Origin of the sequence: Anabaena sp. WA102, assembly GCF_001277295.1 — a bacterium.
In the GTDB taxonomy this organism is placed as follows: domain Bacteria; phylum Cyanobacteriota; class Cyanobacteriia; order Cyanobacteriales; family Nostocaceae; genus Dolichospermum; species Dolichospermum heterosporum.
Map to the genome: position 1 here is coordinate 3,139,677 of NZ_CP011456.1, position 20,183 is coordinate 3,159,859.

Genomic DNA, 20,183 nt, shown 5'->3' on the forward strand with positions numbered 1-20,183 from the left:
AAATCTTAGTGCTAGAATAATTTCAACACTAGAATATTCTTATGATTATGATAGTTATACTCAATGATTTATGTTTTCACAACTTTTAAAGTTTGCAAACTTTCATCTGCACAACCAGTGATAAAACCACCCATTTTTTGAATTTCTTGCAAATGTTCTAAAGCTGATTCTGTAATGAGTTCTCCAGGCATTAATACAGGAATTCCTGGAGGATAAGGGCAAATAATTTCCGCGCAAATCCGATTTTGAGCTTTCTCGAAAGGCAAGATTTCACTATTAGCAAAAAAAGCCTCACGGGGAGAAATAGCTATAATATTACTTGTGTTATCTTTTTTGGGTTTACACAATAAATTTTGAATTTTTAATGGATTAACATGAGTAAGATTACTTAGAGATCTAATTAAATTTTGAATATCTGTTTCTGTATTTCCTAAGCTAATAATAAATGTGATATTTTGCCAAGATGAAAATTCTGGAGTTACATTAAATTTCTCATCTAAAATTTCTTCGGCTGCAAAGCCAGTAAATCCTAATTTACTAACATTAACTGTTAATCTAGTTTTATCTAAATCTATAAATCCCGGTGATTTTTCTTTTTGAGAAAGGGGAGTAGATAAACCAGGAATTTGATTAATTTGAGTTCTGGCTGCTTTCCCTAATTCCAAAGTTTGAGACATGAGCTTTTTTCCATGTATTGCCATTTGCTGACGTGCAGCATCGAGAGAAGCTAAAAGGATAAAACTAGGACTTGTAGATTGCACTAATTGTAAGGCTTTATTAACCCTATCAATATCAATTCTTTTACCTTGAATATGTAACATTGATGCCTGTGTCATTGCTCCCAATGTTTTATGAATTGATTGGACAGTTAAATCTGCACCTGCGCTTAAAGCTGACGTGGGTAATTCTGGGTGAAAATGAAAATGTGCGCCGTGTGCTTCGTCCACAATCAAGGGAATATTATATTGATGAGTAAGGTGTATAAATGCTGGCAAATCTCCACAAACACCATGATAAGTAGGATAAACTATCAGCACTGCTTTGGTATCTGGATGTTGTATTAATGCTGCTTTTAATGATTCTGGTGTAATGCTGTATGCAATATCTAAATCTTCATCATATTCAGGATTTATAAAAATAGGAATTGCCCCCGAAAGAATCAATCCAGAAATAACAGAAGAATGGATATTTCTAGGCAGAATAATTTTATCTCCCATTCTACAAGTAGCAAGAATTGCGGCTTCAATTCCGCAGGTAGAACCATTAACTAAAAACCACGTTTTCTCTGCCCCAAAAGCCTCCGCTGCTAGTTCTTGTGCTGCAAGAATTACGCTTTCTGGTTTGAATAAATTATCTAACTCTGCTAATTCCGTTAAGTCAGCCCGAAAGATATCTTTACCAATTAAATCGGTTAAGATTGGCGAAATTCCCGCACCGCGTTTATGTCCTGGGGTGTAAAATGGGGCATGAGAACGGCTTGTACAGGCTTTTAAGGCATCTATGAGGGGGGTTTGGTTTTGATTTGGCATTTGGGGGGAAAGAAGCGTTGAAAGCTTAAAGTAAAAATTGATAAAATCTAGAATCTAAAGAAATAATATGATATATTATATTTAAATTCAAATCTTTATGCAGACTAAAACTATGCCTAACGAAGAAGTAATCTTATTTGAAGAAGAGGAAGATCAAGAAATTGAATTTGAGCCGCTGAGTGGATTAATTCCTGAATTAAAGCAAATTCCAGAAATTGTTGTTTCTGGTAGTGACTGGACAACAGAGACAATCTTTAATCAACTTGATCGGGGTAATATAGAGCTAAATCCAAGATTTCAAAGACGAGACGCTTGGGATATCACTCGTAAAAGTAGGTTTATCGAATCACTTGTACTTGGATTTCCAGTTCCACAAATAGTATTAGCTGCTAATCGTCAGGAAAAAGGTAAATTTATTGTTCTTGATGGTAAACAACGATTGTTAACTATTCTGCAATTTTATGGTGGAAGTGATGAAAATATATCGAATAATAACAATGCCTTTGCTTTAAGAAATCTAGAATTTAGACGTGATTTAATAGGCAAAAAATATGAAGATTTTAAAAATGATGTCTTTTTGAGTTCTGAACTTAATGCTCTCGATAACCAAACTATTCGTACAGTATTAATTAGGAATTGGCCTAACGAAAACTTACTATATAAAATTTTTCTGCGGCTGAATATAGGAGGCACTCCATTATCTCCTCAAGAGCTAAGACAAGCATTACATCCAGGTGATTTTATCAATTGGTTAGATGATCAATCAGTTGAAAGTAAGGCTCTGAGAAAGATATTTAAATCATCAAATCCTGATTCTCGGATGCGTGATGTTGAATTACTATTACGTTATATAGGATTTCATTATTTTTTATCTGATTATCGGGGAAATCTTAAGGAATTTCTTGACATGACTTGTGAAAGGCTTAATAATCAGAGATGTAATGATATTACAAATGTAGTTAATCAATTTGAAGAAGCAGTACAAACAACTATTAATATATTTGAAGAGAAAAACTTCTCTCGTTTATGGTCGAGCAGAAATAATAAATATCAAAGCCAATTCAATCGAGCAATTTTAGATGTGATGGTTTTTTACTTTTCAGATGAAATAATCAGGAAATCTGCTGAAGATCATCAAGAAAAAGTTAAAGTTGCTTTTCAGGAATTATGTTCATCAAACAGTGATTTTAGAGAAGCTGTTGAACGCAGAACACAAAATATTCCTGAAATTTACAATCGTCTGAGGTTGTGGGGTGAAAGTCTACAAAAAGTTTTAGAAGTAAACTTTAATTTACCTGAACTAGATGGGAATCGGATTATTTTCAATGGTTTGAGGTAGGTTCTTAATAAGATATGCCAGAATCTGATAAATTTATTACTTTAAGAACGCAGCTAAACAGGCTAAAAGACGAATTTATTCCTGAAATTAGCCCGACAGGTTCATATTCCGAGAGTCAGTTATCTAGAACTGCTGCATACAGAGTTCTTGCTCATGCTGAAATTGAGTATTATCTTGAAGAAAGAGCTTGGAAAATAGCTTTAGATGCTAAAGGAGCTTGGGATAGTACAGGTAAAACCTCTCGCACTCTGATATGTTTACTTGGTTTCTCTGATTTAACTATGGATAAACCACCAGATACACTTAACAAACCCAACAATGTAAGTCAAGATAATCACGACAAGCGATTGAAAATAACTGAAAAAATAAATTCAGCTATCAAGAGCTTTAAGAAGGTTATTGATAATAATCATGGAGTAAAAGAAAAAAATATTTTAGCATTACTATTACCCATAGGAATAAATAGTAATGACTTAAATACTAATACTGCTTGGCTTAATACCATGAATACATTTGGAGAAAAACGAGGTCTTGTTGCACATTCTTCAGCTACATCGTACATGACTAGTCAAATGCTAGATCCTGCAACTGAATTAAATAGGGTTCAACAAATTACTGAGGGACTTTTAAGAATAGATGAATTAATGAATAATTTAATGCAATAAAATGTAAAATACTCTTGGCTAAAAAAAAATCAAACAACATGAACTTAAAAGATATTAAACAAAAACTATTCCCCATCTTCAAAATTATATCCATCACACTCACAACCAGTGCAGTAGGCTTAGAATTATGGAATATCCAAACATCAATCACTAACAGTCAACTACTGAGTATCTTAACTCCAGCTTTAATTATCACTCATATTGTGCTGTTGGCTCATTTTCTCGAAGCCTTAATTGCTGCTTATTATGCACCTGCTCGCAATCAGGCATCAATCAAATATGCAGCTTATACATTTTTTGTGGGGATATTTGGTTTATTAGAATTATTTGACAATGATCAAGAACAAGGATTCAAGGAAAAAAGTTAAAGGTTTTTTTCTTGTCCCCTGAACTGACCAGCATTCATCCCAACCGTGCTTTAACAGCATGGCTGAATTCTGGTTTCTTGTACGGAATTTATACCGTGATTTATGAGTCAACGCATTGCCCAACCTTGTATTCTAGAACTAGCACTGATTTAATCTTGTTAATAAACTTTGTTTGTTTTCGATAACCATTCATTATACAATATACACAGAATCTCAGTGCAAAATAAATCCTGGCTTTAGGCTACGTCCCTTATTTGATAGCCTGCACGGCGTAGAAGTAGCACAGGTGTGTCCTCTTGAGTGGGGCGCACCTTTAAGGGTTTTGGGCATTTTTCTGATAAGCTCGAAAATTGTGTTAAATATGACACGATTAACTATGTGTTTCTAGATTGAATACTAGAGTGTTTATGGTTTTTAAGGTTTAATAAAGACTAAATCTAGTATTATCGAAAAGTCGGAAATTAGGTGTGGTGTGAAAATCAAGACAGGAGTGAACAAAATGGATTTACGTGGAGATGCGTTGCAAATCCTTAAAGACACTAGTAGAACTTTTTATATCCCAATTAGTATTTTACCATCAGGATTACAAGAAGCAGTGGCATCAGCATACTTGTGTATGCGTGCCATTGACCAAATTGAAGATGATCCAAATTTGGATAATGGGACTAAAAAACGCCTGTTGCAGAATATTAGTCTAACATTGCAAGCGGGAATAGATGGTTTTCCCCTTGATGCTTTCTCTGTAGGATTTAAAGGTTACGAAAATTCTTTACAAGAAGTCAGTTTACGCATTAGAGAATGGTCAATATTAGCACCTGAAAGCATTGCCCCGCGAATTTGGGATGCAACAGCCGCAATGGCTGATAGAATGGCTTATTGGGCAGATAGAAATTGGCAAATAGAAACAGAGGCGGATTTAGACCGTTATACTTTTGGGGTGGCTGGTGCTGTGGGCTTGTTACTCTCAGATTTATGGAATTGGTATGATGGAACTCAAAGCAACCGCACTCAAGCCATAGGATTTGGTAGGGGTTTGCAAGCAGTAAATATTCTGCGAAACAATGGTGAGGATTTAACTCGTGGAGTCAATTTTTACCCAGCAGGTTGGGATAATGATAATCTCCAAAAATATGCCCGTCGCAATCTCATCCTAGCAGATGCCTATACGAACTCTTTGCCAAATGGACCGGCTTTGCAATTTTGCCAAATTCCTCTGGCTTTAGCTCATGGTACTCTAGATGCTTTGGCTAGTGGTAAGGAAAAACTCAGCCGTAGTGATGTTGTTTCCCTGATTGAAAACCTCATGGGTGTGAACGCTAAAGCTAGTTAGGAAATAGGGTATGGGGAACAAATCCGCCCGGAACTTAAGTTCCGGTCTAAAAGCTAAAGTGCGTTAAAACGCACTCTGGTTAACTCAAAATCAAAAACTGTCCTATTTATGTCAAAGTAGTCGGTTTTAACCGAGTTTAGCTTTTAGACAGGGAATTCATTCCCTGGTTGGCTTAAGTTGACAACTAACAACTAACAACTAACAACTAACAACTGACAAGAAAAATATTCATGAAAACTACTTTATTTTTGAGTCCACCTTCTTTTGATGGTTTTGATGGTGGTGCGGGGGCGCGGTATCAAGCAAAACGAGAAATTACTTCTTTTTGGTATCCCACTTGGTTAGCACAACCAGCGGCTTTAGTTCCTGGCAGTAGGTTAGTTGATGCACCTCCTCATGGGCAAACTGTGGATGATGTGTTGAAAATTGCCAAGGATTATGAATTGGTAATTATGCACACCAGTACACCATCGTTGGCTAATGATGTTAAGTGTGCAGAAACAATCAAAGCTCAAAACCCCAATGTACAAATTGGCTTTGTGGGGGCGCACGTTGCGGTTTTACCAGAGGCAACTTTGCGAGAAAATCCAGTAATTGATTTTGTTTGTCGCAATGAGTTTGATTATACCTGTAAGGAATTAGCAGAAGGAAAACCTTGGGATGAAATCAAGGGTTTGAGTTACCGGGATAAGTTGGGAAATATCCACCAAACTGAGGAACGTCCTTTGATTCATGATTGGGATGCTATGCCCAGTGTGTTGCCTGTTTATGCTCGTGATTTGGATATTAGCAAGTATTTTATTGGCTATTTGCAACATCCTTACATTTCTTTTTATACTGGGCGGGGTTGTCCAGCAAAATGTACTTTTTGCTTGTGGCCACAAACTATTGGTGGACATTTATACCGTCATAAAAGCCCCGATGCCGTAGGCAGAGAAATGGAAGAGGCTAAGGTTCTCTTTGGAGATAAGGTGCGGGAGTATATGTTTGATGATGATACTTTTACCATTGATAAACATCGAGCGATCGCAATTAGCAAACATATGAAGCGACTCAATTTAACTTGGAGTTGCAATGCCCGTGCAAACTTAGATTATGATACTCTCAAAACTTTACGAGATAACGGTTTAAGATTGTTATTAGTAGGTTTTGAATCTGGTAATCAAGAAGTTCTCAATAATATCAAAAAAGGTATTAAGCTAGAAGTGGCGCGAGAATTCATGAAGAATTGCCACAAACTTGGTATTACTGTCCATGGGACTTTTATTATCGGGTTGCCAATAGAAACTAAGGAAACTGTAGAAGAAACAATTCGCTTTGCTTGTGAATTAAGTCCCCATACAATTCAAGTTTCTATTGCTGCACCTTATCCTGGTACAGAGTTGTATGAACAAGCCAGAGAAAAAGGTTGGTTTGCGAATGAGTCTTTAGTCGCAACTTCCGGTATTCAAACTTCAACTTTGCAATATCCAAGTCTTTCTAGTGCGGAAATTGAAGATTCGGTTGAAAAAATGTATCGCAAGTTTTACTTCCGTCCGAAAGCAATTATTCCGATTGTGCGGGAAATGCTGGCTGATAGACAAATGTTAGTGCGTCGTTTGCGAGAAGGTAAAGAGTTCTTTGGTTATTTGAATGACCGTCGGACTCAAGCTTTAGCTAGGTAAATCGTCAGAATCAGGATTTACAAGATTTTAGGATGTTGAGGATTTGATTTAATTATCTTCTGAGAATTTTTTAATTAATCCTGTTAATCCTTTAATCCTGGTTATCCTGATTCTGACATTTTTAATCCTAATTATCTATATACCAATGTCTTATTTAATTATTAATGCTGATGATTTCGGGTTTTCCCAGGGTGTGAATGCAGCGATTATTCAAGCCCATGAGGAAGGCGTTTTAACTAGCACTAGTTTAATGGTAAGTGGTGATGCTGCACAAGAGGCGATCGCACTGGCAAAAGATCATCCTCAGTTAGCAGTTGGGTTACATCTAGTTTTAGTTTGTGGTAAATCAGTTTTACCACCTTCGCAAATTCCCCATTTAGTAGACTCTCAAGGTAACTTTTCCAGTAATCCCACCCAAGCAGGATTAAGTTATCAATTCAATCAAGCTACCCGTGCAGAATTGCGATTAGAAATATCTGCTCAATTAGAAAAATTTCGGGATTCTGGTTTAAATCTGGCTCATGTTGATGGACATTTACACCTTCATGTACATCCTGTTATTTTGAATATTTTAACAGAATTTGCCGCAGAATTTCAGATTAAATTTATTCGTCTACCTTCAGAAGAATTAAGCAAAAACCTCAAAATTGATAACCGTAATTTACTCACTAAAATAGTTTGGTCTATTGTTTTTGGACAATTACGCCGTTATGGAGAGGGTTTATTAAAAGCTAATAATATTAAATTTGCTGATAGAGTTTATGGATTGTTACAAACTGGTGACATGAGTGAAAAATATTTACTAGGTTTGATACCACAAATAGAATCTGAATTGGTAGAAATTTATTCTCATCCGGCTTTAGTAAATACTGAGACAAATAACGGTGGTGAAGTAGAATTAGCGGCTTTATTGAGTCAGGAAGTGCGTCAATTATTGACTGTGAAAGATTTTAAATTAAGTAATTATAATCAGTTAATTTAATTAACAATTTTGTATAAATATTAATATATAAAATATAATGTTGTTTAGCAGCGTCTGTTGTTGTCCATTCTAACTTTTATTGAATTTGTGTAGAATCTTCGAGAATAATTAAACGCAGATAAACGCGGATAAACACAGATAAATACCCTGATTTTACTTGCATCTACTATTATGGCACGCAAAACAAAAACAGTATCCTCAACTACAGTCACTCCTCTCGCGCTTTCTGACTTACATCTCCAGTTACAGGGTTTAGAGAAAGAACACCAATCTCTATTAAAGCAAATTAAGAAAAAGCGGACAGAATTAAATAACTTTGTCGAAAAAATGCGTTCTTTAGCGACAGAGGTATTTCATCGAGTTAGTCCAAATATGCAAACAATGGCCGAATTAGATGCAGAAATTAATGCTTTATTTGCAGAAATTTTAACTACGAAAAAAATGGGTAAACAAACCCAGAAAAATATCCAATCATTGTACAGAAGTTTACAAATGGGAGGAATTATTAGTTATAAACCTATTGAAGAAGAAGATGATGATGATGAAGAATTAGATGAACTATTTGAAGATAATGATTCTCAAGAAAATCATCAACGTCGTCGTCAATTTTGGGAAGCAGAACAAGATTCAGAATCTCCCACAGTAGCGAGAACAGATGAATCTAGAAAAATCCGACAGACCTTTTTGCGGTTAGCGGAAATCTTTCACCCTGATAAGGTTAAAGATAATGAAACCCAAATGACTCACACGGAAATAATGAAAGAAATTAATAAAGCTTACCAAGATGGAGATTTAGCGCGACTTTTGGAAATTGAACGTAAATATGAAGTCGGAGAAACAATTGATAATAATAGCGAAGATGATTTAAGTCGCAGATGTAAAAATATAGAACAACACAATCAAATTCTCAAAAATCAATATGAGAAATTGAAACAAGAACTTCGGTTAGCAAAAAATACCCCGGAAGGATCAATGGTTGCGGATTACAAAAAAGCAGCTAAACAAGGGATTGATTGTATTGAATTAATGCTGGAAACTATCCAATCTCAAACTAAGATAGTTGCGGAAATTCGTGATTTTGTTCAAGACTTTAAAGATAAAAAGATCACTATTAAAGAATTTCTCGCAGGTCCAGAAAGTCTCCGTTCTGTACAGGAAGATATGATGGAAGAACTACTGGAAAGAATGATGGAAGAATTTGGGGGGATGATGGATTTTAATTAGCAAATTATTTCAAGATTTGCTAATAATTATTAAGAGGGTGTTTGAAAAGTTATAGTTGATGTATCAAATATTTTTTACCCCACCCTAACCCTCCCCTTGTAAAGGGGAGGGAACTGGATTTTTATTGTTTCCCCCCTTTACAAGACAGGTTTCATCTTGATTTTTCAAATTATTACTCTAATTCCTGTATTTAAATGTTACGCAAAGTGCTGTAATCATGAAGATATAACCGAAAACTGTGATGATATAATTGATATTTAGTTTCCTTATTTGTGTGTATTTCTTGCAGAAATTCTAACCAAGTTTCCATAATTTCCGCCACATCAAAAACATCAGCTTTGATAATTTGACTAATAGCTACCGTTGACATCGGTTGAGTTTCTTCAGCAGTTAAAACCCGCAATATATCCATCGCAACATCAGATAAACCATCACCTTGCATCTTTTGCCATCGAGGGTAATGGTGATCGCATTTACCGAGTTACTATGACCTTTAAGGGTGAACTTTTCTGTTCCTGTTCCCAAATCCCAGATTTTGATAGTAGAGTTAACTTTTTTCTTCCTATTGCTAAATTCCAGATTTTGATAGTCTTGTCAAGTGAACCAGAAATCACGGTTTTTCCATCGGGTGTCAGTATTTTCATAGATATTACATATTGTTAGAAAAAACGAGTTCTTGGAATTGTTTTTGCATCTCATGATCTAACTTTTTGGACTCTTTGATAAAATTTAAATTCCTCGTGGTTTTAGCAATTTCTAACAGAGATTGATCAATATTATAATCCTTAGACTCAATCAACCAAGTAAGAATTTCAAAAAGATGCCAGACCAATTGCGATCCTTCGTAAACAGTTAAAGGAAGGTTTGAATTACTTTTTGATAGTAATTTTTGGATATTTTGTCTCGAACATCCTATAAGTTTTGCAACATCCGTTATACCAACAAAATCAGGTGAAGCTTCTATAAGTTCTGCTTGTGGAATGGCTTTTCTTACATCTTTTATTGCACTGGATATCGCCTCACACGCAGATGATGCCTCACGAATAAAATCAAGTCCAATAAAACCTTTCATACCAATACCAATAATTGCATCATCACAGCCTGATTCATAAAGGACTTCAATGTACATATCAGGATCAGTAACAGGGTTGGGAAGTTTGAATTTTAGAGTGAATTCATATTCTTGCATTTTGCATTATCCTTCATTAGAAGTAGTCGGTTGTTTTTCCTCTAAACGAATACACTTATCAACTACTTTCCGAATTAGTTTTGCGTGATTAGTAGGATTTCTGGGTGTACTCCAAATACTATTGATACAAAATTGTCCACATCTGCATTCAGAATCATTGTAAGGGCAATAAATTTTACCCCAAGCGTGAGAACCTCCTACTTCTACAGACCAGCCTTTCGTAACCGCATAATCCAATGCAGCTTGTATTTCTTTATTAGGATGTTGTTTATTTGCCATTATTCTAGACACCTATAATCTTAGTCTGTAAAAAGTAGGTTGTCAACTGACAACTTACTTAACAATACCTTATAGCGGTATGCACTTGAGTGGGCGTAGAGAGCGGGTGGGGAATACCGAAAAATAGAGGAGATAAGCAAGAAAGTTAGATAACCTAAGCGATCAGGGCTATTTCATTCTAAAATCTGACATTTTGTGTATTTACGAGAATGCGCCATTTTGGGCTTGGTGGGATTCTATCTCACGATGGCTGGAAATACCTAAATTCGTTGCTTAAATCTAGAATGAAATCTGTCCGTTCGCTGATTTTGAAGAGACAAGAGGAATTAAAGCCTTAATGCAAAAGGAAACAGGTGATTTTCAAGTAATTCGTTAATTATAGGTAAAATTTATGACCATCACAGAAGGCTTCCAGAGGTGATTATTTAAGGCACAGGGATAGCATCAATCATAAAATGGCAAAAGCTCTATATGAGATGAAAATGCCTGAATCAATTGAATTGCCTGGATTACAAGCCCTGTAGGGCTTAATTAAATCTTGCGGGTTAAAAATGAGCGAACGGACTGTGAAATAGCCCTGGCATCAGCAATTTTAACATTATTTGATGTGGGTATTCTTTCTAGGTTAATAATTTTTAAATCTACAAATGAGTACAACACCATTAATCAAGTTTAGTGTGCCTTACGGCTTTGCCTAACACACCCTACAAATGCTATATTTACTAATAATTATTAACCATTTTCCTCATTACGAATTACCCGATGTTTTTGCAAATCTGCTAAATTACAAGCCTCTAAAGCCCTAGCATGAGTAGCTTCTAAAACTACGGTCGGTGCAACACCATCTTCTAAAGCTTCTTGCCATCTTGCAGCGCATAAACACCAACAATCACCGGGTTTTAAACCGGGAAAACTAAAATGATATACAACACTTTGCGCGACTGAGACAGGTTTCATCTTGATTTTGCAAATTATTCCTTTAATTATTGTATTTAAATGTTACGCAAAGTGCTGTAATCATGAAGATATAACCGGAAACTGTGATGATACAATTGATATTTAGTTTCCTTATTTGTGTGTATTTCTTGCAGAAATTCTAACCAAGTTTCCATAATTTCCGCCACATCAAAAACATCAGCCTTGATAATTTGACTAATAGCTACCGTTGACATTGGTTGAGTTTCTTCAGCAGTTAAAACCCGCAAAATATCCATCGCAACATCAGATAAACCATCACCTTGCATCTTTTGCCAATGTTGTTGATAATAGGTTTCTAAATCTAGGGGAATTTGCTCAAAATTATTGACAGAATAAAAACCATCAGCCATAGCTTTTAAAACCTGCTGCACATACATAAAATTATCTTCATTTTCATTAATTAATTCAATTATATTTCTCTGCGAACTCTGCGTCTCTGCGGTTCGTTTCTTCCGAATATATGCTTGAATATCCTCCCGATTTTCCACTGGATAATCTGCTAAATCTAAAACCTGTGAAGGTGCTTCAATTAACAACCCACTATGGGACTTTTTATAAGGACGACGAGCGAAAATAAAATAAATTTGATCCGGTAAATATCGCGGTAGATAAAATAAATTTGTTCCTACAGCTTGACTATTTATATCAATTCCATCCAAACCATCAATGACAATAATTATTTTCTGATCTGGTAAATTCTCGCTGACTTGTTGCAATAAAGTAGAAAATAACCAACTTCCCTCATGTGCATTGATAAATCCTGTCTCCGTCATCCTTTGCGGGGAGGGTTGGGGAGGGGTGCTAGATAAATTCTCTAACAATAAATTTAACTGTGTACAAACCTCTGGAAAAAATGCCTCAACTCGATTTTTACCGGCAATTTGGACATTGTAATAAATAGTATGGGGATTTTGGCGCACAAATTGGGCAAGAATGGCACTTTTACCGCTACCGGGAACACCCACAATGGTGAAATAACCCTTGAGGTAACGGTGGAGAAAATTATTAATAGCAGTGAAGACAAAATCACGACCAACAAAATTTTCACTCTTTGCTGAAGCAGAGAAAGATAAACTATTCATCTGTCACCTTTCCTTGCAAACGCAGAAAATGTAACCTTCCTGATTCTTCTCTCGCAACTATTGTCACCCCATCGTGAGCAACTACACAGTGAGTTATAGAACGTTCTCCGGTGAAAGTTGCTATTTCCTTTCTGGTTGCTAAATTCCAGATTTTGATAGTGTTGTCATCAGAACCAGAAATCACAGTTTTTCCATCGGGTGTTACTACGATCGCATTTACCAAGTCACTATGACCTTTGAGGATGAACTTTTTTGTTCCTGTTCCCAAATCCCAGATTTGGATAGTCATGTATGAACAAGAAATCACGGTTTTTCCATCGGGTGTGACTGCGATCGCACGTACATAGGAACGATGACCTTGAAGGGTGAATTTTTCTGTTCCTGTTCCCACATCCCAGATTTTGATAGTGTTGTCAGATGAACCAGAAATCACGGTTTTGCTATCGGGTGTGAGTGCGATTCCAATTATTAAGGAACTATGACCTGTGAGGGTGAACTTTTCTGTTCCTGTGACCAAATCCCAAATTTTGATAGTGTTGTCACCCGAAGCAGAAATCACAGTTTTTCCATCGGGTGTGAGTGCGAGTGCTGTTACCCAATCACTATGACCTTGAAGGGTAAAATTTTGTGTACCTGTTTCCAAATCCCAGATTTTAATAGTCTTGTCCCAAGAACCTGAACCAGAAATCACAGTTTTTCCATCGGGTGTGACTGCGATTGCTTTTACCCGATCACCATAACCTTCAAGGGTCAACTTTTCTGTACCTGTTTCTAAATCCCAGATTTTAATCCAGATTTTAATAGTGTTGTCCCAAGAACCAGAAATCATCGTTTTACCATCGGGTGTGACTGCGATCGCTTCTACTACCTTATGACCTTTGAGGGTGAATTTTTCTGTTCCTGTTCCCAAATCCCAGATTTTAATAGTGCTGTCCCAAGAACCAGAAATAAAAGTTTTGCCATCGGGGGTGACTGTGATCGTACTGATCACACTTACCGGGGAACAACTATGAACTTCAAGAGTGAACTTTTCTGTTCCTGTTTCCAAATCCCAGACTTTGATACTCTTGTCCCAAGAACCAGAAATCACCGTTTGTCCATCGGGTGTGACTGCGATCGCTTCTACCGAGTCACTATGACCTTCAAGGGTGAACTTTTCTGTTCCTGTTCCCAAATCCCAGATTTTGATAGTGTTGTCATCAGAACCAGAAATCACCGTTTTACCATCGTGTGTGACTGCGATCGCATTTACCGACTCACTATGACCAGTAAGGGTGAACTGTTCTTTTCCTGTTCCCAAATCCCAGATTTTGATAGTGTTGTCACCTGAACCAGAAATGACGGTTTTACCATCGGGTGTCAGTGCGATCGCATTTACCGACTCACTATGACCAGTAAGGGTGAACTGTTCTTTTCCTGTTCCCAAATCCCAGATTTTGATAGTGTTGTCACCTGAACCAGAAATGACGGTTTTACCATCGGGTGTCAGTGCGATCGCATTTACCGACTCACTATGACCTTCTAGAGTGCGAATTAATCCACCACCAGGAGGTGTGAGGCTACCTATTAAACTATATAAACCTGTATTTTTATCTGTGGCGATTTGTGCTAATAAATTTTTAATTTCTGGTAAATCAAAATATGTTAGTCGCGCTGATAACTGTCCCTTGAGTTGTTTTGGATATTTAAATATTATGTGTGTTGAGCTAAATAAAGCCCTTTGAATTAATTTTAATGCTTTGACAGTTTCCGCATAATTTGAATTATTCCTGATTTCAGAATTATCTAATAAATCATAATCTTCAATTAGTGATTGCACTCCAAATAAAGGATGATTAATTTTCTCTTCAATAAAGTAGTAGTTAGCCAATAATTTACATAGTTTCTCATATTCTTGATTATTGAATCGTAATTGGAGATATTCACGTAAAAACTGTTCTTTTTCTTCCTCTGACTTTTCATTAAAAAAACTGTGAAAGTTACTCATAGTATTAATCCCTCATCCATCTTATTAGCAACTTCCGCACCAATTTCTGGTAAACTCACCCCCGCAGCTTCCACAATATCCTGACGTTGTAAAAAATCGCGGAAACTTTCATGATAAAAGCGATAACGAGGCGGTTGATAGGTTTTTTGTTCCTGTAAAAATTGCGTCCAATCTTTCAGAACTTCCTGAACTGTGAGATTATCTTGCTGGGAATATTTGACAATCATTTCACGGGATACAGGACTTTTTAAAGCACACATCACATAAATGATTTTAATTTTATCCTTGGGTAAGGGTCTAGTAGTCATTCCCATAATTCGCCAATGACTATAATAATATCCCTCTAAACCTTCAGGCAATTCTTCTAGTTTTTCATCCTTATAAAATCCATCTGCAATAGCTTCTAACACAAGGCGTAAATACATGAAATTGTTTTCACTTTTAGCGGCAATAGTATCAACAAATTGCGCTTTACTAAGTCCATTTTGTTTATCTATCCAGTCGTCTAAACCTATTTGATATTTTGGTAAAGCCATAAATTCTAAAATATAGGCTTTAATATCATCTTTACTATTATCTTGATATTGTCTTAAATCCAATTCTACATACTTAGTATTTGGGGAAAGTGTTAATCTTTTCTCATCTGAATTGTAAGGTCTTCTGGTAAGTATCAGGTAAATATTATCTGGTAAATACATCGGTAAATTTAACAAATTACCATTATCTTCTTGATCAACTTCATCTAAAGCATCAATAACAATGACTAATTTTACAGAATCAGCTAATTTTTCACTAACTTTAGTTAATAAAGTAGATAAATTATCGTTTTCTGCATTTTGTAAGTTAAACCTATTTACTAATTGTTGACAAATTGATTTAAGGAATTGATCAGGGCGGTTTGTACCATCTGTACGAATATTAAAAAAGCAAATTGTACCGGGATTATCTACTATATATTTTGCAGATATGGCACTTTTACCCATTCCCGCGTCACCAAGAATACTAAAATAGCCGCTTTGGTGATTTTGGATAAATGCAGTAATAGCATCAAATACAAACTTACGACCGCAAAATATTTGTGTTTTATCCTCAATGACAGTTTTAAATTCTGTGGGGATAATGGGTAAGGATGAAGATATAAATGGTTTTAATTCTGGAGGAATATCTCTACTTAAATAATCTTTAAAAAACCAAATAATTAAATTATTAAGAGTTTGCTTTGTAACTGCTAAATCATAACTTTTTATTTCATCTGCTGGAACATTACTATCATGTGAAGCTAGATTACTATGAGTTCTGATTACTTCAAGATTAGATTTAATTTTATGACGGCTTCCTTGATGTTCAATTGTTATGTATTGTGAATCCTCTTCTTTAGTAACTATAGTAATTAGTTGACTCAAATCTACCTTACTTTTTCTGGTTTCTGCTGTTCCTGTATATTTCTTTTTTCCTAAGATAATTTCCTCACCAAAAGTTTCTCCATAATGATTAAGAATTATTGCTTTACACAAAGCCTCCCCTGCTTTCCTGGCATTATTCATTGCATCTTCAGCTATTGGATCAGAAAATGCCTGTTTTGACCACTTGATTAAATCTGAAATTTTCTCTTCTACTTTCTGATTCATAGCTACCTTGATCTGAGTTTTTAGTATAAAATCAGCAATTTTACCATTTGCAAGCATCATTTTATTTTACAGTGGCAAAATTGAACAAACCCGTCTTAACATCGGTATTGGTGTAATTTCTAGTGTGGTGTGGTTTAAATCTGCCAGTAATAGCAAGAATGAATTAAAGAAACTCTTAGAAAACTGTGAAATCGTAAAGGGCGGTAAATAAGGGTATTAGTTTGATATCATAGCTGTAAGGGTTTAGCAATGCTAAACCCCTACCCAATTTTACAATTTTCTATTCTTTAGTCATCTTTAGATGACTTTAGCTATGAGACTGGGAATTCATTCCCAGGCGGTTTATTGGGTTTATCTGTCAGCTTCCACACCCGCCCGGAAATCAATTTCCGGGCTAATAGCTAAAGTGCGTTAAAACGCACTCTAAAAACAGTCGGTTTTAACCGACTTCAGCTTTGAGACAGGGAATAAATTCCCTGGCTACTGGCTACCCAGATTTTTTCAAAATTCATATACTATTGCTATATTTGCTAATAATTATTACCCATTTTCCTGATTACGAATTACCCGATGTTTTTGCAAATCTGCTAAATTACAAACTTCTAACGCCCTAGCATGAGTGGCTTCTAAAACCACGGTCGGTGCTACACCATCTTCTAGGGCTTCTTGCCACCTTGCAGCGCATAAACACCAACAATCACCGGGTTTTAAACCGGGAAAACTAAAATAAGGTGCAGGTGTACTCAAATCATTGCCTTGGGATTTAGTATATTGCAAAAATTCCTCTGTGACTTGAGCGCAAACGACGTGCATTCCCGTATCTTGTCCACCTGTGGTACAAAACCCGTCACGGTAAAATCCAGTCATGGGAGAAGTGCAGCAAATTTCTAATTTTGTACCCAGTACGTTTTTAGCTTCTGTCATGATTAATTCCTCACAATTTTAATTTATTAGGGAAAACGAACCGCAGAGGCACAGAGGACGCAGAGAAAGAGGGTTTGAGAGATATTTTGCGTAGGTCTTGATTTTTTAAGTTTATGGAAGTTTATCAAATTCAATTTTACCATAGTTTAATTTAATAATTCTATCGGCTAAATGAAAATAATGATCATCATGACTAATTACTAAAATTGTTTTTCCCTGGGCTTTCAATTCTGGCAGTAATTGAGTATAGAATATATCTTTGAACAAGGGATCTTGATCAGCAGCCCATTCATCAAATAGATAAATTTGCCGATTTTCTAAATATGCTGTTAGTAATGCGAGGCGTTTTCTTTGTCCTTGAGAAAGGGCTGTAGTGGAAAGTTGTCCATTTTTGATTTTGACTTTATGATCAAGTTGCAATTTCTCTAAATATTTTTGGGCTTGAATATCTAAGTTATTATTTTCTAATCCTAGTAGTTCTTCAAATAAATAAAAATCTGAAAATACTACAGAGAAATGTTGACGATACCATTCACGGTTATTTTCTGTAATCAAATTTTCATCTAAAATAATTTCGCCATTTTCAGGAATGTATAACCCTGTAATTAATTTGGCTAAAGATGATTTACCGCTACCATTACCACCAACAATAAAAACTAGTTCTTGAGGATAAAGGGTAAGATTAATTGGACCAAGAATAAAGCTATTATCTTCTTTGTCTGTGTAATAAGTATGCGTAATATTTTGAAGTTGTAAACTGTGCCAATTTATGAGAGAATTAGGAGGTGCAGTGGCAAGTTCTGCCCGACTGGCTAAAGATAAACCTAAAGATTCGATTTTTTGTAAAGCAACGCTGGCTTTACTAATGAGGGGCAAATTATTGGAAATATTATCCATCGGCAACATTAAATAAGTAAATGTGAGAATATAACCGGATAAGGTTTCGGCATCAATAGCGAATAAATGCGGTAAAATAAAGAGGACAAAACCAATAGCAAAGAAAAATATTAATTTACCCCAACTGGTAGTTGTCGCAAATAAAGTTAAACCTTGAACATTGTGATTTCTAAATCTGCTGGCTGTGGCTTCTAGACGATTGCTGAGGAAAAATTGTCGGCGTTGATAGTGGAGTTTAAGTTCTTTGATTCCGGCTGTAATAGTGCTAAAGTTATTAAATAAGGCATCTTGATCTTCACGGGCTAAAGCTAATAATTTTTCTCCTCTATCTAATAACCATTTACAACTACCAATAGCTACTAACATTAAAAGCACAACCATGATAAATACTAACCAAGATAGCCAAGTTATATATAGTAAACATCCTAAAGCCATGGACATATCAATACATAAAAATGGAATGACATAGACAGCATTTGCTACGGCTTGGACATCTTCTGTTAAAGTGGCTAATAAGCGAGGATTTCCTAATTGTTCTAAATGACTTAATTCCGATGCTAATATTTGCCGACTTAACTGCATTCTTAATTGCAAAACGGCATTTTGAGATAAGCGAATTAACATGATTTGGGAAATCACGCCGGTAATTAAGGCCACGGTGACTAAACCGACGAAACCCCAGGCTATAGTTGTCAGAGGTGCAGCATTGCTTTTACTCGCAGCACTACTAATGAGGGCAATTAATCCCGCGCTACTACCACCACTGAAAAAACCTGTAATAATGGCTATTGCTACCATTGTCCAAGAAGAACGCAAAAGAAAGTAAATTAGATTCATTATGTCAATTGTCAGTTGTCAGTTGTCAGTTGTTTTACTCCCTGATTTCCTATTCCTGATGTTAATTTTTTGTTTATCAGCCGTTTTATTTTACACCTATGGGGTTTATACAGCGATAGCGAAGCGCTCCGTAGGAATCGCTTTTTTGCGGGACTCTCCTCCCATAAACCCCGATTTCCATCCCCCTGTCACTATCCTTAAACCCCTGTGTGGTGTTGATAAGGGGACTTACGCCAACCTAGCTTCATTTTGTCAACAAGATTATCCCCAATATCAAATTATTTTTAGTGTCCGCAGTTCCACAGACCCTAGTATAGAAGTAGTTGAGAAACTAATTCAACAATTTCCAGAAATAGATATTAGTTTAGTGGTGAAAGATCATATTATCGGTGCTAATTTGAAAATTAGTAACTTAGCTAATGCTGTTACCACCGCCAAACATGATATTTTCCTCATTTCTGACAGTGATATTCGTGTCAGTTCAGAATATTTGCAAACAGTTATTCAACCACTACAAGATCAAAAAGTCGGTGTTGTCACCTGTTTATACCGTTCTACAGCCGAAGGAATAGCCACGATTTTAGAAGCTATTTGTACAGCCACAGACTTTCAACCGGGTATTTTAGTTAGCAAACAATTAGAGGGAATAAAATTCGCTTTGGGTTCAACCATTGTCATGCGTAAAACCACATTAGCAAAAATTGGCGGTTTTGCCGCCGTAGCTGATTATTTAGCAGATGATTATCAACTCGGCTATTTACCAACCCAAGCAGGTGACAAAGTAGTATTATCTAACTACATCGTCGAACACGGATTAGGATATAGTAGTTTATTAGATTCTATCAATCGCCAAATTCGTTGGGCGCGTTGTATTCGTGTTTCTCGTCCCTGGGGTTATATCGGCTTAATATTTACTTTCGGCACAGTTTCTAGTTTACTATTATTAATAACTAGCAGTGGTTCTATTTTTTCTTGCTTGGTTTTCTCCATCACTTTGCTAATGCGATTAATTATGGCTTGGGTAATAGGAGTAAAACTTCTCAATGACGCAGTTACTAAAAAATTCTTTTGGCTGATTCCTGTTGCGGATATAGTGAGATTTATAATTTGGTGTTGTGGATTTTTTGGTAATACTATTGAATGGCGAGGGACAAAATTTAAACTAGTTAAAAATGGTAAATTGCAAATAATCAAAAGTTAGGAATCAAGAATTAGTAGAGATTTATACTCAAAACGGCTTGATTGTTTGATTCTAAACGTAGGGGTAAAGCAAGAGCTTCA

Annotated in this window: 18 protein-coding genes and 1 pseudogene; 8 read left to right on the plus strand and 11 right to left on the minus strand. The window is 35.9% G+C overall.

Annotated elements, in window-relative coordinates; translation table 11 throughout:
• Positions 1-68: 68 nt before the first annotated feature.
• A complete protein-coding gene (locus AA650_RS13560; RefSeq protein WP_053539417.1) occupies positions 69-1,529 on the minus strand; it encodes an aminotransferase class I/II-fold pyridoxal phosphate-dependent enzyme in 1,461 nt (486 codons plus the stop codon).
• A gap of 97 nt (positions 1,530-1,626) precedes the next feature.
• Here AA650_RS13560 and AA650_RS13565 point away from each other — a divergent pair, with 97 nt between their 5' ends.
• The 7 genes from AA650_RS13565 (at position 1,627) to AA650_RS13595 (ending at position 9,101) form a co-directional block, all read left to right on the plus strand.
• Complete coding sequence (locus AA650_RS13565) at positions 1,627-2,868, plus strand: DUF262 domain-containing protein (RefSeq protein ID WP_039201261.1); 1,242 nt, start codon at positions 1,627-1,629, stop codon at positions 2,866-2,868.
• Positions 2,869-2,882: 14 nt separating this feature from the next.
• Positions 2,883-3,533 carry a HEPN domain-containing protein gene (locus AA650_RS13570; RefSeq protein WP_039201260.1) on the plus strand — a complete coding sequence of 217 codons (651 nt, stop codon included), beginning with the start codon at positions 2,883-2,885 and terminating at the stop codon, positions 3,531-3,533.
• Positions 3,534-3,571: 38 nt separating this feature from the next.
• Positions 3,572-3,901 (plus strand): hypothetical protein, encoded by a 330-nt coding sequence (locus AA650_RS13575; RefSeq protein WP_053539418.1) that lies wholly within the window; start codon positions 3,572-3,574, stop codon positions 3,899-3,901.
• 499 nt (positions 3,902-4,400) lie between these two features.
• Positions 4,401-5,231, plus strand: a complete 831-nt coding sequence (locus AA650_RS13580; RefSeq protein ID WP_053539419.1) for a squalene/phytoene synthase family protein — start codon at positions 4,401-4,403, stop codon at positions 5,229-5,231.
• Positions 5,232-5,461: 230 nt separating this feature from the next.
• Complete coding sequence (gene hpnJ, locus AA650_RS13585) at positions 5,462-6,895, plus strand: hopanoid biosynthesis associated radical SAM protein HpnJ (RefSeq protein WP_039205337.1); 1,434 nt, start codon at positions 5,462-5,464, stop codon at positions 6,893-6,895.
• A 145-nt stretch (positions 6,896-7,040) separates the two neighbouring features.
• The gene (hpnK, locus tag AA650_RS13590) at positions 7,041-7,877 is read left to right on the plus strand and encodes a hopanoid biosynthesis-associated protein HpnK (RefSeq protein ID WP_053539420.1); all 837 of its coding nucleotides are present in this window, start codon (positions 7,041-7,043) and stop codon (positions 7,875-7,877) included.
• A 171-nt stretch (positions 7,878-8,048) separates the two neighbouring features.
• Positions 8,049-9,101 carry a J domain-containing protein gene (locus tag AA650_RS13595; RefSeq protein WP_053539421.1) on the plus strand — a complete coding sequence of 351 codons (1,053 nt, stop codon included), beginning with the start codon at positions 8,049-8,051 and terminating at the stop codon, positions 9,099-9,101.
• Positions 9,102-9,291: 190 nt separating this feature from the next.
• Here the strand turns inward: AA650_RS13595 and AA650_RS13600 are convergent, their stop codons facing one another.
• The 10 genes and pseudogenes from AA650_RS13600 to AA650_RS13640 all read right to left on the minus strand — a co-directional run bounded on the left by AA650_RS13600 (position 9,292) and on the right by AA650_RS13640 (position 18,902).
• Complete coding sequence (locus tag AA650_RS13600; RefSeq protein WP_053539422.1) at positions 9,292-9,543, minus strand: hypothetical protein; 252 nt, start codon at positions 9,541-9,543, stop codon at positions 9,292-9,294.
• Between the two features lie 31 nt (positions 9,544-9,574).
• Positions 9,575-9,745, minus strand: coding sequence for a hypothetical protein (locus AA650_RS27935; RefSeq protein ID WP_199924247.1), 171 nt, complete (start codon positions 9,743-9,745; stop codon positions 9,575-9,577).
• Positions 9,746-9,750: 5 nt separating this feature from the next.
• Positions 9,751-10,290 (minus strand): hypothetical protein, encoded by a 540-nt coding sequence (locus AA650_RS13605; protein ID WP_053539423.1) that lies wholly within the window; start codon positions 10,288-10,290, stop codon positions 9,751-9,753.
• Positions 10,291-10,296: 6 nt separating this feature from the next.
• Entirely contained in the window at positions 10,297-10,569 is a 273-nt protein-coding gene (locus tag AA650_RS13610; RefSeq protein WP_053539424.1) for a hypothetical protein, read from the minus strand.
• Between the two features lie 732 nt (positions 10,570-11,301).
• Positions 11,302-11,487: pseudogene (locus AA650_RS13615) on the minus strand (DUF2237 family protein); the annotation flags it as partial.
• Between the two features lie 74 nt (positions 11,488-11,561).
• Positions 11,562-12,629 carry an ATP-binding protein gene (locus AA650_RS13620; RefSeq protein WP_053539425.1) on the minus strand — a complete coding sequence of 356 codons (1,068 nt, stop codon included), beginning with the start codon at positions 12,627-12,629 and terminating at the stop codon, positions 11,562-11,564.
• On the minus strand, positions 12,622-14,616 hold the full coding sequence (locus AA650_RS13625; RefSeq protein ID WP_053539426.1) for a WD40 repeat domain-containing protein: 1,995 nt from the start codon (positions 14,614-14,616) through the stop codon (positions 12,622-12,624). Before AA650_RS13625 ends, AA650_RS13620 begins: the two co-directional genes overlap by 8 nt.
• Entirely contained in the window at positions 14,613-16,304 is a 1,692-nt protein-coding gene (locus tag AA650_RS13630; RefSeq protein ID WP_199924248.1) for a hypothetical protein, read from the minus strand. Before AA650_RS13630 ends, AA650_RS13625 begins: the two co-directional genes overlap by 4 nt.
• A gap of 480 nt (positions 16,305-16,784) precedes the next feature.
• Complete coding sequence (locus tag AA650_RS13635) at positions 16,785-17,168, minus strand: DUF2237 family protein (RefSeq protein WP_053539427.1); 384 nt, start codon at positions 17,166-17,168, stop codon at positions 16,785-16,787.
• Positions 17,169-17,279: 111 nt separating this feature from the next.
• The gene (locus AA650_RS13640) at positions 17,280-18,902 is read right to left on the minus strand and encodes a cyclic peptide export ABC transporter (RefSeq protein ID WP_053539428.1); all 1,623 of its coding nucleotides are present in this window, start codon (positions 18,900-18,902) and stop codon (positions 17,280-17,282) included.
• Position 18,903: 1 nt separating this feature from the next.
• Here AA650_RS13640 and hpnI point away from each other — a divergent pair, with 1 nt between their 5' ends.
• Positions 18,904-20,103, plus strand: coding sequence for a bacteriohopanetetrol glucosamine biosynthesis glycosyltransferase HpnI (gene hpnI, locus AA650_RS13645; protein ID WP_053539429.1), 1,200 nt, complete (start codon positions 18,904-18,906; stop codon positions 20,101-20,103).
• Positions 20,104-20,183 lie beyond the last annotated feature (80 nt).